The sequence below is a fragment of the Maribacter polysaccharolyticus genome (assembly GCF_028882255.1).
GTDB classification, from domain to species: domain Bacteria; phylum Bacteroidota; class Bacteroidia; order Flavobacteriales; family Flavobacteriaceae; genus Maribacter_A; species Maribacter_A polysaccharolyticus.
The window spans coordinates 213,050-230,480 of record NZ_JARBUY010000002.1 but is presented as its reverse complement, the minus strand read 5'-3'; the positions used below and the strand labels follow the sequence as shown (position 1 = coordinate 230,480).

Below are 17,431 nucleotides of genomic sequence, written 5' to 3'. Positions count from 1 at the left end.
TTTTCCATATTTGATTCCTTCTGAATATGCAGGCGACCCAAGAATTCCCGTTAGACTTGCGTATGATCCTCCCTAGAGGACAACAACAAGGACAATTATGACGCCATAATAGCCATACAAGGTACAGATACTTACACACCAACCTTTGGTGGGATGTAAACCAATCCCTTAAGTTTAAGTTTTTGAAGTAACAAAGCCTGTTATTCATTTAACAGGCTTTTTTTGTGAAATCAAATTCAAATTCCCACACCCATACTTTGTTGAAGAGTCCTTTCCCTTGGTTACGGACCAATATCGGGAAAGTGACCCATTCCCTTTCATAACACACCGAAAATGTTGTAATACATGCATAATACTTTTATGTTCAGGATTACGAACTACGGAATTCCCACACCGACAGAACCATTGAAATATATATCTTCCGATCACCGGGTTTTAGAACAAACAGTACCTACCCCCTATTTGAGGTTTTCCGTAGCATCTTAAATCCCCATACTTTGAATGAATTCAATAGCTATGCCTACATATTAATTACAGGCTAGACCTAGGTTAAGGTCATGAAGATGGACTTACCATCCACCTGATATTGGAGACACCCCTGCAAGTACCCACCCAATAGATAAGAATTAACTCAAAACATCTCGGTGATAATCCTATTGGATTAAAAACCAGGGTCATCCAAAATTCAGGGTCTTCGTAAGTTATAGTCCACCTCACATACCACCCAGTTAAGGCTATTTCATACAAGAGCGACCAACAACCCAGACCAAAAGGTTTTTATTTGTTTAATGTGCCTAAACTGCTTTTTTTTACCTGCTTCAAACTTTTGAGCATATGCCATGTATCTCTATATTTTACTACGTATTCCGCCACATTTGAAGTTTTATATTTAACAATTACTAATTTTTTTATTAAAATAAACTTGTATTATTAACTTAATATTAAGATTTTAGCTCAGAACTAATTCAAACATCATGAAAATGAAAACAACTTTAAGTGGAATCTTAACGCTACTTTTAGCGTTTGTTGTGCACATTTCTTATGCACAGGAAAAAGCGATTTCCGGTACAATTACAGATCAAGACGGTCTACCTTTACCGGGGGTCAACATTGTTATACTAGGTACCACGACTGGGACCCAGTCTGATTTTGATGGACTTTACACCATAAGGGCATCAGAAGGCCAAACCCTACTCTTCACTTATGTAGGACAAAAAGACATCAGAAAGGTGGTCGGTGCCGGCAATACGATTGATGTTCAAATGCAAGACGATGCCCAAGCTTTGGACGAGGTGGTAGTAACCGCCGTGGGTATTACCCGAAGTGAAAAAGGACTAGGGTATAACGTACAGAGTGTTGAAGCTGAAGCCATTAGCGTAAAACCCAATGCCGATCTCGTAAACTCCCTTTCAGGGGCAACATCAGGGGTCCAAATCGTCAACTCCTCTGGTGAAGCAGGAGCCTCTACATTTATCACCATTAGGGGTTCGGCGTCCATAACGGGAAACAACCAACCCCTTTTCGTAGTCAATGGCCAGCCCATCGACTCGGGTGGGGGTTTCAGTGGAACCGGCGGGGTCAACACCTCAAACAGAACCATTGACATCAACCCTGATGATATTGCGACCCTTTCCGTATTAAAAGGTGGTGCCGCAACTGCTCTTTATGGAGTTCGCGCTGCGAACGGAGCCATAATCATCACCACTAAATCAGGTAAGAACCTAACACAAAGAAAAATAGAGTTCCATACTTCCATTGGTGTCGATGTGGTTTCCAATCTACCTGCAAGGCAAAAAAAATACGCTCAAGGATCCGCCGGAACCTGGATAGGCGGCTCAGCATTTTCTTGGGGGCCCGAAATATCGAGTTTGGAATACGACGGGGACACTTCCTATATCTGGGACCCCAATGGCAGATTGGTTGCCAAAGGAACAGGAAACGGCACTCCAGCCCAATATTATGATCCTTTTGATTTTTTTCAAAATGGATATCAATTGAACAACCGTTTCAGTATAAGTAATGGCACGGAACAAGGTGATTATTTCTTCTCCTTGTCCAACTTGGAACAAACCGGTATCATACCCAACAATACTTACGGAAGAACCACAGTTCGCCTGAATGGTTCAACCAAAATTTCCGAAAGTATCAAATTTGGTGCGAATATGGCCTATACCAATTCAAGAGCGGTCCAAATTCAAAAAGGATCCAATGTTTCGGGTATTATGTTGGGTCTGTTACGAACCGCAACCACTTTTGACAACAGCGCCGGTTATGAATTTGCCGATGGCTCACAACGAAACTATCGAAACGGTGGCGGGTACGACAACCCCTATTGGGTAGCCAACAATATTGCCTATGAAGAGGATGTTAACCGATTTACCGGAAACATAAACCTCAACATCCAATTTACCGATGAATTGAGCTTAAACTACAACACAGGTATCGATTGGTACAATACCAAGTATGTGGATCGTTTCAAAATCGGATCTAGAGGAAATCCAACAGGGTATTTAGGGGAATATATGGAATTCAACAGTGTTTTCAATTCGGATTTATTGCTTACCTATCGAAAAGACATTTCGGATAAACTGGACATGAGTATTACCTTGGGTAACAACTTTTTTTCAGATTACAACAAGTTCTTATTCGGGGATGCTACCGGTTTGGAAATCCCGGATTTCTACCAACTGAACAACTCAAGTGCCAATACAACCCAGACCGGAACCGCGAATTATAGGACCTCGGCCGTTTTTGCCGACTTACAAGTATCCTATGACGATATTATCTTTTTAGGATTTACGGGAAGAAATGATTGGGCCACGACCATGCCACAGCAAAACAAATCGGCATTCTATCCTTCAGCCAGCCTTGGATTCGTCTTTAGCGAACTAGGGGATTTAAAAAGTGATTTCTTCAGTTTTGGTAAATTAAGGGCTTCCGCAGCACGCACAGCGAACATCGCTCCAGTATATAGCACTAGCAACTATTACGAAGCTGCTAACGGAGGGGACGGTTGGACCGGTGACGCCAATGGTATTTCCTACCAGTTCCCATATCAAGATCAAACAGCGTTTTTCGTTGATGATGATTTAGGGAATTCAGATTTGAAACACGAGACACAGGATACCTGGGAAGTTGGTGCCGACCTTCGATTTTTCAAAAGTAGGTTAGGTATTGATTTCACGTATTTCAACAATACCAATACCGACCTATTAATGGCCGTACCGATTGCACCCTCTTCAGGATTTAACTCTGTCTTCCTAAACGCCGCGGCAATGGAATCCAAAGGTGTTGAAATAAGCCTGACCGCCAATCCTATAAAAACTGAGGATTTCTCATGGGATTTTGTTGCGAACTACACCCAATTCACCAATATTGTAACCGCTTTGGCAGATGGTGTTGACAACATCTTCCTTGGTGGATTTACCACCCCTCAAGTACGGGCCGTAGTAGGTGAGGAATACCGAAGCATTTTCGGAGAAGATTGGTACAGGGACAACAATGGGAATATTTTGATCAATGACGACCCAACAGACAGCTATAGGGATGGCTACCCAATGACCAATACCGCTCAAGGATTGGTACCCATTGGAAACTTCAATCCCGATTGGACCGCAAACATCACCAATACCATTACCTACAAAAACCTCTCCCTATCTTTCTTGATAGACATAAAGAAAGGAGGCGTCATGTATAACGGTACCGCCTTTGCAATGAACTACTTTGGGGTTAGTGAGCGTACGGTAAATCGCGAAGTATACTACAACACCGATGGCAGTATCGATTTTAATGCCACCCCGGAAGAGAATTTGGTTGTGATGGATGGCGTCTATGGACATATTGATTCCAATGGTGACATAGTCACTAATGGGGTCAAGAACGTGACCCCGGTAGTCCAAGACCAAGAATGGTTCACAGGCCAAGGTAGTAACTTTGGTGGGGGACCATCTTCTGCAGCCATGGAGCCCGCTGATTGGGTGCGGTTAAGAGATTTGACCTTTGCTTACAACCTACCGGAAATAGGTGACGTCATCAAAGGAGGGCAGATATACTTCTCAGGCAGGAACTTATGGATAGACACCCCGTATTCAGGTATCGACCCAGAAACCAATCTAGGTGGAGCTACCAACGCCCAGGGTATGGACTATTTCAATAGTCCGGGTACCCGCAGCTATACCTTAGGCCTTAAATTGACATTTTAAAAAAAAATAGATCATGAAAAAAAACAAAATCACAACATATAAAAGCCTGATACTTCTGTTGTCAGTACTTGTTTTCACCATATCTTGCGAGAAGTGGAATGACTCTGACATCAATATCGATCCGGACAAACCGTCAGATGTTTCCATGAGTCTGATACTTCCCGGTATTCAACAATCCATGGGGTATAACCTTGTAGGCAACAACTCGGTACGTACCAACAATATCTGGATGCAAATTTTCGAAGGTGTCGACCGTCAATCCTTTACCGAAGGTAGGTACCAATTAACCGCAGCGGACACAGGAAACCTATGGAACCCCATCTACACGGAAATGATGATGAACTGCACCCTTATCATCGAAAAAGCCAATGAAGAAGGTATCGAATCCCCAAATTTCGAAGGGGTAGCCCAAGTACTTATGGCAACTTCCCTGGGAATCGGAACCGACTTGTTCGGGGATATGCCATTCACCGAAGCCTTTAAGGGCGGGGAGAATGTATTAAGTCCGACATATGACGGGCAGGAATCCATTTACACCATGATCAATACACTCCTAGACGATGCTATCGTAAACTTAAACAACAGTAGCAATACCATCTCAGTCTCTGGTGATGTTATATATGATGGGGATTTGGATCTTTGGACAAAAGCAGCCTATTCCTTAAAGGCAAGACACGCCATTCAATTGTCTGCCTTAAATGGAAATTCTGCATATACTGCAGCCTTAGAGGCTCTTGAGAATGGGTTCACCTCCAATGATGATGACATGTTGGTCCCATGGGAAGACGCCAACCGCAACCCTATCTACCAATTTATGGAAGAAAGAACGGACATTCGAATGGGAGCCTACTTAATCGACTTGTTATTGGCCACAGACGATCCAAGATTGCCTTTTTACGCGGAAGAAGATGCAGACGGCAATTACTCAGGTAGCGCCCTTAGAAGTCAGGATGCAGGCGCCTCATATCCAGGGCCCAATCTTGCCGCCTTTGATGCACCTACCAAATTGATGACCTATTCCGAATTGAAGTTCATTGAGGCCGAGGCAAAATTTGTCCTTGGACAAACCGGAGCACAAGAAGCGTATGAAGAAGCTGTGGCAGCCTCAATGTTAAGGATCACAGGTGATGCGAATACCGCTTGGTTGGATGCCAACATCAATGGAGACCCCGTTACTTTAGAGAAGATAATGACACAGAAATATATTGATGGAGCTGCTACCAACCAACCGTATGCAGATTATAGAAGGACCGGGTTTCCCGGCCTCACTTTGGCTTCCGATGCGGTTATCAGTGAAATCCCGCTTAGATTCCCTTACCCTCAGGCAGAGCTGGACTACAACACCCAAAATGTACCCAGTGTGACATTATTAACCAAACTTTGGTGGGACCAATAATCTTTTAAAAACATAAAAATGATGAAAAACATTATAAAACAATTGGCCTTTATTTCGGTTTCGATGCTACTGGTAGTATCCTGTGATTGGGACGAAAATAATTTTGAGGCACTCACCGGCAATAGTCCAGATCCCGATGCCACATATTATGTGCAGTTTAAAAACACCGAAAATTCATTTTCCACCGATTTTTCACCAACGGGGGACATTGTTGAAATAGAAACCACCATAGATATAGGAATCCTAGGCCTTCCTTTAGACGAAGCAACTACCATCAATTTCAGTATTGATGGCGCTTCAACCGCAGATGCGGACATGTATGAACTGGGGGCAACCTCCGTGGTTATTCCAGCAGGGGAAGTTACGGCATCAACTACCTTAACATCCGTTGCTGAAAATATGCCAATAGACGAAACGGTCACCCTAATTTTAAATTTGGATGCCGGTGAAAATGCAGCAGACACGGCCACGCAATTGATCTTGAGCTTATTTCGCCCTGCCCCATGCAGTTGGCTTGCCGGGGATTACACCATCAACATGGTCGATACCTATGGAGATGGTTGGCAGACGACTTCCGGAAACGGCGGGGACGGAATCCAAGTTACCATTGATGGCAGCATTACCGAAGTGGGTATGTGTACCCCATATGAAGCCAGTCCATATGACGGATGTGTTGAAGGCCCAAGTGAGGCGACTGCAATCGTAACCATTCCTGAAGGCGCACAATCGGTCAAATGGAACTTCCCTGGTGATTGGTGGGGTGAAATTGGATTGAGCATATTAGACCCCAATGGAGTAGAAGTTTATAAAATAAACGCGGGGGAAGGTGTTGCAGGACAAATGCCTTTCGAAGTCTGCACAAACAAATAACATAAGGTACTCCCTTATAAACCAAACCAACAGAACGCCACTACCCAAAAGGTAGTGGCGTTTTTCGTTTTAACAATTTAATCTTCAACATCATCATCACAATATCCTTATAACTTACTTCAACCCTATCCACCCTTTTACCTCCTCTAAATACAATGGACAACATTATAAACACAACGGATATAAAATAATGCCCCACTCCAACCACTTCCCCCATTCCCGAGAACATAAATAGGGCTACTTACTAAAATTTTATGGCACAACACCCTACCCCATCAAACAAAAAAGATGGATATAACAGGAAAGTATATCCAATATATATCATAATAAGCCACCTTTAAATCTTAAAAATCGAGCAACAAATATTCCATAATGCTCTTTTACCATTTTAACCAATAGCACCACATTTACCCACCTACCTTCAAAACAAAGCAAACAAAACACCTTTAAACAAAAGGCTACCGGACAAGATCCAATCAACACAGAAATCCCCTATAGGTTTTCAGGACAACAAGGCCCTGCAATGTGCACTGGACATCCATCGAAATTCCCGCTTTAACACCACCTTCCAAATCCGTCGGTTTTTCACTAAAACACCAAATACAAACTGTTAATTTTTTGCTTCTTTTTCAACACTATAACAGCATATCCGTTTTTTCAAAAACAAAAGTACCTTTATTAACATTTTATAATCGTTTTTTATGTTAATAACCTAAATTATCTTTAAGTTCAGATTATCATATTCATAAAAAACAACCCTTTAATTATCAGTATATTAACATATTGCCACTATATGGGTGTTTTTTTATTTTTTTAATATTTTATTGTTCTCAAAATAACAATTTATTAACCTACCACATAATTCGATGACAATGTTATAATTAACACAAGCATTTCTTAAGGTTTAAGAAACAATTATTGGATTATTAACACGCTTTTATAACTTTTACCCTTGCTAAATCAAATAAATATATAAGATGAGAACAATTTCAAGAGGAATCTTGACGCTCTTAATGGCGTTAATTGTGCACATTTCGTTTGCACAAGAAAAATCGATTTCAGGCAATGTCACAGACCAAGATGGTCTACCATTACCAGGGGTCAACATTTTAGTACAAAATACCACTCGGGGTACCCAAACCGACTTCGATGGCAATTATGCCATCAAGGCAACTGAGGGACAATCTTTGGTGTTTTCCTACATTGGATACAAAGATGAGATTTTAGTGGTTGGTGCTTCAAACACCGTTAATATCCAAATGTCGGAAGACGCCCAAGCCTTGGATGAGGTTGTGGTTACGGCACTAGGTATTGAAAGAAGTAAAAAATCTTTAGGTTACTCGGTACAGGAAGTTTCAGGAGAAGCCTTGAGCAACTCAAAAGAACAAAGTTTTATCAGCTCACTTTCCGGTAAGGTCGCCGGTTTGGACATTAAGAAGAGTAACAGTATTGGAGGCTCGATAAACGTTGTTTTAAGGGGGTCAAGTTCCTTATCGAACTCCAACCAAGCCTTGTTTGTTGTAGATGGTATTCCTATTAGTAACACCAATTACAACGACAGTTCCCAAGCAACCAATAGCGGAGGGTATGACTATGGTAATGCCGCTTCGGATATCAATCCTGAAGACATAGCTAGCGTTTCGGTTCTTAAAGGTACTACCGCTTCTGCCCTATACGGTTCGGATGCTGCCAATGGGGTGATTTTGATCACCACCAAAAAAGGCTCTAAGAACAAAGGTCTGGGCATTACCGTGAGCAATACAACATCCGTTAGCAAAGTGGATTTCTCCACCTTCCCGGAGTACCAATTCGAATATGGCGCCGGTTATGGTGCCTATTATGGTTCTACAGGGTATTTTTATGATACCGACGTTGATGGTGATGGCATTGATGACCTTCTGGCTCCTATTGGGGAAGACGCAAGTTTTGGTGGAGCCTATGATGAAAATCTAACCGTGTACCAATGGGATAACCTTTACCCTCAACTTGAGGACACCTATCTACAACCAGGCTCCTGGACAGCTCCGGAAAATGGACCTTCCAGTATATTCCAAACCGGGACATCCAATGTACTCAATATCTTTTTGGATGGGGGTACAGAGAAAAGTGCATTTAGATTTGGATATACCAATGATGATAGATCGGGTATATTACCCAACAGTAAAATCAGAAAGGATATCATTACCCTTTCCGGAACTACTGACCTTAGCGACAAGTTAAAAATGACCGCCAAGGGTACCTATTCCAAAACTTCCGGCCAAGGTCGTTATGGTACGGGATATGACAGCGGAAACGTCGTACAGATGTTACGTCAATGGTTCCAAACCAATGTGGATTTGGAAAAACAAAAACAAGCCTATTTTAGTACGGGCGAAAACATTACCTGGAACCCTAATTCCGCGGATGATTTATCTCCACACTATTTTGACAACCCTTACTATACGTTGTACGAAAATTATGAAACGGATACCAGGACCAGATTCTTGGGTAACGCCAATATTGACTACAAAGTTACCGATTGGTTGACCGCGACAGGTAGGATCGGTGCGGACACCTATTCGGATTTGGTTGAGGAAAGAAAAAACATCGGTAGTGTAGATCAATCGTACTATAGAAAAATAAATCGTAGGTACGAACAATACAATTACGACTTCTTATTGAACATCAACAAACAATTGAATGATGACCTTACACTTACAGGTTTGGTAGGTGCTAGTTTACAGGATAAAAAATATAACAGTACGGATGCCCAAACCAATGGAGGCTTGGTCATTGAAGGCTTATGGGCCCTTAGCAACACCTACAGCTCATTGAGTGCGCCATCGGAAAACGATTGGCAAACAAGAAAAGTCGGATTATACGCGCAAGCTTCCCTTGGCTATAAAAACATGTTATACCTAGACGGTACTATACGAAGGGACGTTTCCTCAACATTACCCGAGGACAACAACTCCTATATCTATCCTTCCGTATCGAGTAGCTTTATCTTTAGCAATGTGACCAATTTGGATTGGTTGACTTTTGGTAAATTACGATTGAGTTATGCCGAAGTTTCCAATGACGCACCTGTATATAGCGTTAACAATACGGTTTCTGCAGCGGATTCTTTCAACTCCACACCATTGTATTATATAAGCGCAACGTCCCAAAACAACGATTTAAAACCAGAATCAACAACTGAGTTGGAAGCTGGGGTCGAAGCGAAATTTTTACAAAACAGATTGGGACTTGAAGTATCGTTGTATAAGAAAAATACGATCGATCAGATCCTAAGTTCCCAAGTTTCCACAGCAACAGGTTTCTATTACAAATGGATCAACGCTGGGGAAATGGAAAACAAGGGTGTCGAAATAGCCTTGAATGCCACCCCAATACAAAACAATGATTTCCAATGGAACGTTAATCTAAACTGGGCCAAAAACAAAAATAAAGTCATTTCATTGGATGGTGATTCTGAAAACCTTCTGTTATACTCCGCTTGGGATGTTGCCATAAACGCTACCAAAGGAGAAGCCTATGGTACCATTACAGGTACCGACTACCAATATTATGGCGACACCAACCAAAGGATCGTTGGCTCTGACGGGAAATACATCGATTCCGATGATTCCGATGAAATTATCGGTAACATCCAACCAGACTGGATCGGTGGTGTTTACAACAACTTCAAGTATAAGAACTTTACTTTCGGATTCTTGATCGATATGCAAAAAGGTGGGGACATCTATAGTGTCGATATGGGCTTTGGTAATGCAACCGGTCTTTACAAAGAAACCGCTGGAAACAACGAATTGGGCAATCCGATCAGGGACGCCGTTGCCGATGGCGGTGGTGTTCTTTTAAATGGAGTTACTGCAGACGGTACAACCAATACGACCAGGGCAGATGCCAGTGATTATACCACACCTTTCGGTTATTATGGCGGTTCATCTGAAGGTAGCGGTTACGCCCCCTCCAAACAATTTGTTTATGACGCTTCCTATATTAAATTAAGGGAGGTTTCCCTTGGTTATGATTTCCCAAGCAGATTAATGGAAAAGCTACCCTTTACCGCACTAACCCTTAGTGCTTCTGCCAGGAATTTATGGATCATCCATAAAAACCTTCCTTACGGAGATCCAGAATATAGCTCCAGCTCTGGTAACTATAGGGGTATCCAAAATGGATCCCTCCCCTCTACAAAAGATGTTAGCTTTAATGTTACTCTTAAATTCTAAAAAAAAAGTCATGAAAAAAATATTATTTGCACTAACATTAGTACTCGCTACCATTTCCTGTACCGATAATATAGAAGAATATAATATTGACCCGAAAAACCCGGAAAGTGTTGATGGGGATTATTTGTTCTCTTATGGCCAATACAGGTTGGTATGGCAATTTTGCGATGCTAATTACAACAATAACGTAGGTAGATTTTGGGCAAACTATGCCACCCAAACCACCTATATCAATGAATCCAATTACGATGCGTCCAACAGGGATGTAGGAGGGAATATCTGGTACAACATCTATTCTACCAGTTTGTATGAATTACAGTCTGCCTATGAGCTTATTGAAGCCGAAGAAGCCTCTTCTGCAGAAGAACCCATCAAAAACAATAAGTTGGCCGTAATATCAATACTAAAAGTATTTGCTTATCAGTATTTGGTAGACAATTTTGGAGACATTCCATACACAGAAGCCTTGGATATCGATAATATTACTCCGGCCTATGATGATGACCTATATGTTTACGAACAGATCATTCAAGAATTGGAAAATGCCATCAGTTTAATAGATACTTCCGAAGATTCATTTGGCACCTCCGACTTGATCTATAGTGGCGACATGACGCTTTGGAAGAAATTCGCACATAGTTTACAATTGAAGTTGGGAACAAGAATTTCAAATTATGACACTACAACAGCTAGCGAATTGATCCAAGCTGCGGTAAGCGGAGGGGTATTTACCAGCAATGATGATATGCCCTTATTGACCTGGTCTGGGACCCAACCCTACATCAACCCATTGTATGACTATTTTTATGTAGACGCTAGGGCTTCAGACTTTGTGGCAACGGAAAATTTCTTAGAGTTATTAGAGTCTTATTCCGATCCAAGATTGGCGGTCTTTTATGATGACAATATTGATAGCGGATATGTTGGTGGCGTTTACGGAGCAAGTGGAAACGCCTATTCCGAACTCACACACTTCAATCCCGATTGGACCGAAAACTCGATTAGACCATCTGCCATCATGGAGTATGCCACAGTTTGTTTTGAACTGGCAGAAGCGGTAGAACGCGGATATATTTCCGGGTCGGCCTCAGACTATTATTCAGCCGGTATTACAGCTTCCTTTGAATATTTAGGCTTGACCGCAACGGAAGCAACGGCTTACATTGCACTTAACCCATACGATTCTGCCAATTGGGACGAATCCATCGGAATGCAAAAGTACATAGCCCTATTCCATAACGGTCATGAAGCATGGACAGAAGCAAGAAGAACAGGTATTCCAGAATTGGCTGTAGCCGAATCATCGGGAACCGAAAATCCTAATCGTATGATCTATCCTTTGGACGAATCCAAAATCAATGGAACCAATTATGACGAAGCTTCTTCCAATATGGGAGGAGACGAAGCAAGTTCAACCATTTTCTGGGATGTAAATTAATCCTTTGATAGTACTAAAATAGCTTAACACTAAAAAAAGGCTAACCATTTCGGTTAGCCTTTTTTATACCACATTAAAACACCCAAACCAACTACTTTGTATTAACTTACGAAGAACAACGGATTCCAAATCGATTTTCCAGAAATCCGCCTCCATATCAAGGCATCACCAAATCCGATAGTCCATAACCCACTACATTTCATTCATTCAAATCCCCATGGTCAAGTAAATACCAAAAGGGCAATCTACAAGGAAAACACCACGCTTCACTACCCTTACATCCAAAATGACAGATCCTTAAAAAATTCAATTGAGGATTACCCATACGATAATTTAAGGGAACAACTTTTTGGAACCCCAAACACGATCCACAATCCTTTATTTTTCATTTTTTTACGAATATTTCATTTATTTATTGTTTTTGTGTCGTTTTTATATGGTTTTACCCTTAACAGCCATTTATAATTAGCTATTCGTGCTTTTTATTAGGAATTCCTCAATCTTCATAACTATCTGTTTTTCATATCCTTACATTATATTCAGTATTTTAGTTATTTTTTGAATTATCTGTATTTATCACGCCTATTTTTTATTCTTCTGATATTATATCTGCCCCTTATTCAATAAGACCGCAATAAACAAAACCATCTATTCAAGTTTAAGAAACATTTATAGGATTATTAACTAAATATTAAGATTTTCGCCGGCTACTAATTCAAATTTTATTAAAATGAGAACAATTTCAAGAGGAATCTTGACGCTGCTTTTAGCGTTTGTTGTGCACATTTCGTTTGCACAAGAAAAAACGATTTCCGGTACCATAACAGATCAAGATGGTCTACCATTACCGGGGGTCAATATTGTTGTAGTGGGGACCATTACCGGAACCCAGTCCGATTTTGACGGTCTTTACACTATAAAAGCATCAGAAGGACAGACCTTACTTTTCACTTATATTGGACAAAAAGATGTTAGAAGGGTCGTTGGCTCCGGAAATACGATCGATGTTCAAATGGAAGAAGACGCCCAAGCCTTGGACGAAGTTGTAGTAACGGGTGTGGCCGGTGCAACAAGCAGGAAGAAATTATCCGTTACAGTGGCCAAAGTAGGTGCCGATGACATTCAGGAAGTAGTTGCCACCTCTGCCGCCAGTGCCCTCCAAGGCAAGGTTGCCGGGGTCACGGTCAGCAATCTGGGACAACCCGGTCAAGGTGCCAACATCATCCTAAGAGGATCGGCCAACTTCTACGGTTCACAAGAACCCCTTGTAATCTTAGATGGAGTTTTCGTTGAGAATGGTTTACAGGACATCAATGTCGACGATATTGAAAGTATGGAAATCGTTAAAGGAGCTTCCGCTTCTTCCCTTTATGGATCTAGGGCAGGAAATGGTGTTATCGTGATAACCACTAAAAAAGGTCAATTGGGCAAAACCGTGGTAACCATAAGAAATGAGGTCGGTATCACAAAATTAACCAACTTCGTGACCACCAACCAATCGCACCAGTACCAGTTAGCAAGTGATTGGGAAGACTACAAAGGCCAATACACAAAATTTGAAGGTGTAACCTACCCAGACAATTTCCAAAGTGTTTATGCCAACAGTGGTTCAACGTCCACATCAGGTTCTAGAATCATAACCTCAAACGGATATGCCGATCAGCCCTATGGGGTCTACAATGATTTTCAAAATCAAATCTTCAAAGAAGGTTTGACAAGAACATTCTACACTTCCGTAGCCAGCGGAAGCGAAAACTCCAACGTATTCTTCTCCCTTGAGGATTTCGAATACGAAGGGGTACTGAAAGAAATAGAAGGTTACAAACGTAACAGTTACCGCATTAATGCGGATTACCAAATCAATGACTGGTTAAAATTCAATACCAGTAATCTATACGTACATGTAGACGATACCCAACCGGTCAATGACGATGACATATATCGTGTGATCATGAGGTTATCCCCAGATGCCAATTTATTGGCTACTAACCCCGACGGACAACCATACTATTACAAACCCGACCCATGGGATAGTGAGATAGACAACCCACTTTATGACCTATATGCCACCGACAGGACTTCTAGGCAACAAAGGTTCTTGGGATCGTATAACTTCAATGTCATGTTCACCTCCTGGTTGAATATGGGATTGGAATACTCCTTTGAAAGTGACAATTACCGCTATACCAATAACCACAAATACGAAACCTATACGACTGATGGGTCCGAAATAGGCTTTGGATATTCAAAAGGTAGCCTTTACAAGTATAGTAGTAATCAACTTGCCCAAAAGGCCCAAGCAACTTTGAATTTCATTCAAGAGTATGGCGATTTGGAGATAAAAGGTAAGTTGAGCTATCTAAATGAAAACAGGGATTTTGAAAGTTTCTATACTCAAGGAGTCGATTATTTATATCCTGGTATCGTAAGTATGGACAACTTTGATTCGGACACCTTGATAAGCGGCTCCAATGCCGAAACGGTCACGGCCCAAAACTTCTTTGCAATCGGGGGCTTGGTATATAAAGACAGATACATCTTTGATGGATTGTTCAGACGGGATGGATCTTCCCTATTCGGAGCAAACCACAAATGGAACAATTACTACAGGGTATCCGGAGCTTACAGGTTATCGGAAGATTTCAAAATACCCCATGTTGATGAACTGAAACTGAATTTCGCATTGGGTACGGCCGGTCAGAGACCAGGGTATTCTTGGCAATATGAACAGGTCGAAATTTCCAATGGTAGTTTATCAACGGACAGGATTGCGGGTAACCCAGATTTAAGACCTTCTGAAACAACAGAGATGGAATTGGGAATAAACTTCTCGTTGTTCAACAACAGACTTACTTTCGAAGGGGCCTATGCCAATCAAAAAACCGTCGATCAGTTCATGATCGTCAGTCTTTTCTCCCCGGCCAATTCCGGTTTTAATACCCAATGGCAAAATGTAGGAGATCTGGAAGCCAACACCTATGAAGCTTCCATAAATGCACATGTCATCAAATCGAACAACTTTAACTGGAACCTAGGGGTCAATTATTCCACTACGGAAAATGTCATCACGAAACTGAACGCTCCGGAACAGCAAGTCGGCTCCCAAGACCTATTCCTATTGAGGGAAGATGTTGAATTCGGCACCATGTGGGGAAGATCTTTCGTACAAGATCTGACCACCATGGCCAATCAACTACCTACAGGTGCTTCTATAGACGACTACGCCGTAAACTCCGATGGGGTTGTTGTTGAGCGTAGCACTATCGGCACCATTTATGAAGCCCCAATCATCAAGGAGAACGAAGAGGGCACTGCTGCTTTTGAGCAAATAGGTAACCAAAATGCGGATTTTAGGGTAGGCATCAACTCAACATTCAGTTACAAGAATTTTGACCTGTACACCCTTTGGGATTGGAAACAGGGCGGTGACGTCTACAATAAAAACAGACAATGGCTGACCATCAGCTCCAGATCCGACCTTGTGGATCAAGCCGGAAAACCTGAGGACGAAAAGAAAGCCTCGGTTTATTACGGACAATTATACGATACGAACGATAACAATGCCTTTTGGGTAGAGGACGGCTCCTTTGTAAAACTAAGGGAAGCCTCATTAACGTATCGATTACCCAAACAAACTCTTGATAAAATCGGCTTTTTTAACGAAGTTAAGTTTAGTTTAATCGGAAGGAACTTGTTGACATTTACCGATTACAAAGGATGGGACCCTGAAGTCAACAGTTACGATACTGACACCGAACAGTATTTTGCAGTGGATTATGGGGTTTATCCTGTTCAAACTACATACACCTTATCTATACAAGTAAAATTTTAAAAAAAAGAAATGAAAAAGCAAACCTTATATTATAGATTAACGATGCTGGTTCTCCTGTTCTTTGCATCTTGTACTGAGTTTGAGACCGATCTGGATGTCGCGAATACGGAAAATCCGGATTTGGACACGTTATATTTTGATGCTTCTGCCCTTGAGTCAACAGCAGCAGGCCTATATCAAAACTGGTATATGGCAACAACCAGTACCGGAGCAACGGGTTTTGCCATGAACACCATGGCCGACGTTTCTACTTGCTCTTGGGGTAACTATGCCATGAGGGATACCTCAAGTGAACCTAGAGTGGCATTCAACAATGCCACTTCGTACTCGTATGCAGACATTACGGAAGATATGTTCAACGCCTATTATTCCATCCTTAGTGACGCAAACGTAATCCTTGCCCAAGTCGATGCTGGATTGGAATTCGAAGAGCCCGAATTAATGCAGGCCATCGCAAAGTTTGCCCAAGCCCTGACCATTGGGTATAACGCTTTGGTATTCGATCAAGTATGGCTATCCGACGAAACCGGATCTTTAAATGACGGGGAAGCAGTGGATTATGCCACTGCCATGGACTTTGCCCTTGAAAAATTGGATGAAGCAATTGCGATATGCGACTCAAGTTCCTTTAGCGTACCGGAAACTTGGTTCCCTGGAAGTACAATGACCAACGTGGAATTGTCCCAGCTTATGAACAGTTATGGTGCGAGGATGCTTACTATGGTCTCTAGGAACGGAACCGAAAAAGCGGCCACCGACTGGTCTAAAGTCTTGGATTACACCAATAACGCCATTGCTTCGGACTTTGAGATCCTGCATGACGATACAACATGGTACGATCTGCTTAAAACATACTTGGTTTATCCAGGTTGGGCCAGGATAGATATGTATGTCATCAACAAGATGGACCCAAATACTCCGGACTACTGGCCTACAGGCGCTACGATCTTGGATCCATCAACCAGTGATGACGCCCGATTGGAATCGGATTTCGAATACTTATCGAGCAACAGTTTCTTGTTGGAAAGGGGGGATTACCATTTCAGTTCATACCGGTATGCGCGTTATGATGAGTATATTTCCGAATGGACGATTACCACTCCGGAAATCTATAAAGCCGAGATCGATCTTTATGCTGCCGAAGCCAATTTACAATTAGGGAATGTTGCCGACGCTGCAAGCATCATCAATGCCGGGACAAGGGTTACCAGAGGAGGTTTGCCCCCCATAGCATCGGATGCGGACGAAGTTTCCGACGCCATCCACTATGAGCGACTTGTAGAAATGCCCCTTTTATCCATGGGTCTAACATTCTTTGAAATGCGAAAAGAAGACCTATTGCAGGAAGGAACACTTTTACACTTCCCTGTACCGGGTTCCGCTTTGATAGCGATTCCTGCCGACAATTATACTTATGGAGGGACTACCGGTGAAGCCGGTTACGATTATTCCATCGGTGGCTGGAGATAATATTCA

At 42.0% G+C, this 17,431-nt stretch carries 7 protein-coding genes; all 7 read left to right on the top strand.

What is annotated here, in order from left to right; all coding sequences use genetic code 11:
* Positions 1 to 980 precede the first annotated feature (980 nt).
* The 7 genes from PHU20_RS06900 to PHU20_RS06870 all read left to right on the top strand — a co-directional run bounded on the left by PHU20_RS06900 (position 981) and on the right by PHU20_RS06870 (position 17,425).
* On the top strand, positions 981 to 4,202 hold the full coding sequence (locus PHU20_RS06900; RefSeq protein ID WP_274824626.1) for a SusC/RagA family TonB-linked outer membrane protein: 3,222 nt from the start codon (positions 981 to 983) through the stop codon (positions 4,200 to 4,202).
* Between the two features lie 13 nt (positions 4,203 to 4,215).
* On the top strand, positions 4,216 to 5,598 hold the full coding sequence (locus PHU20_RS06895) for a SusD/RagB family nutrient-binding outer membrane lipoprotein (RefSeq protein ID WP_274824625.1): 1,383 nt from the start codon (positions 4,216 to 4,218) through the stop codon (positions 5,596 to 5,598).
* A gap of 18 nt (positions 5,599 to 5,616) precedes the next feature.
* Positions 5,617 to 6,468, top strand: a complete 852-nt coding sequence (locus PHU20_RS06890) for a hypothetical protein (RefSeq protein ID WP_274824624.1) — start codon at positions 5,617 to 5,619, stop codon at positions 6,466 to 6,468.
* Between the two features lie 977 nt (positions 6,469 to 7,445).
* Positions 7,446 to 10,685 (top strand): SusC/RagA family TonB-linked outer membrane protein, encoded by a 3,240-nt coding sequence (locus tag PHU20_RS06885; RefSeq protein WP_274824623.1) that lies wholly within the window; start codon positions 7,446 to 7,448, stop codon positions 10,683 to 10,685.
* Between the two features lie 10 nt (positions 10,686 to 10,695).
* Positions 10,696 to 12,123: a SusD/RagB family nutrient-binding outer membrane lipoprotein gene (locus PHU20_RS06880; protein ID WP_274824622.1), complete on the top strand. Its 1,428-nt coding sequence runs from the start codon at positions 10,696 to 10,698 to the stop codon at positions 12,121 to 12,123.
* 730 nt (positions 12,124 to 12,853) lie between these two features.
* On the top strand, positions 12,854 to 15,955 hold the full coding sequence (locus PHU20_RS06875; protein WP_274824621.1) for a SusC/RagA family TonB-linked outer membrane protein: 3,102 nt from the start codon (positions 12,854 to 12,856) through the stop codon (positions 15,953 to 15,955).
* Between the two features lie 9 nt (positions 15,956 to 15,964).
* Positions 15,965 to 17,425, top strand: a complete 1,461-nt coding sequence (locus PHU20_RS06870; protein WP_274824620.1) for a RagB/SusD family nutrient uptake outer membrane protein — start codon at positions 15,965 to 15,967, stop codon at positions 17,423 to 17,425.
* Positions 17,426 to 17,431 lie beyond the last annotated feature (6 nt).

Excerpts from the sequence above, each read along its gene's own strand:
- PHU20_RS06900 (WP_274824626.1), top strand. The coding sequence starts at position 981 with ATGAAAACAACTTTAAGTGGAATCTTAACGCTACTTTTAGCGTTTGTT.
- PHU20_RS06895 (WP_274824625.1), top strand. The coding sequence starts at position 4,216 with ATGAAAAAAAACAAAATCACAACATATAAAAGCCTGATACTTCTGTTG.
- PHU20_RS06890 (WP_274824624.1), top strand. The coding sequence starts at position 5,617 with ATGATGAAAAACATTATAAAACAATTGGCCTTTATTTCGGTTTCGATG.
- PHU20_RS06885 (WP_274824623.1), top strand. The coding sequence starts at position 7,446 with ATGAGAACAATTTCAAGAGGAATCTTGACGCTCTTAATGGCGTTAATT.
- PHU20_RS06880 (WP_274824622.1), top strand. The coding sequence starts at position 10,696 with ATGAAAAAAATATTATTTGCACTAACATTAGTACTCGCTACCATTTCC.
- PHU20_RS06875 (WP_274824621.1), top strand. The coding sequence starts at position 12,854 with ATGAGAACAATTTCAAGAGGAATCTTGACGCTGCTTTTAGCGTTTGTT.
- PHU20_RS06870 (WP_274824620.1), top strand. The coding sequence starts at position 15,965 with ATGAAAAAGCAAACCTTATATTATAGATTAACGATGCTGGTTCTCCTG.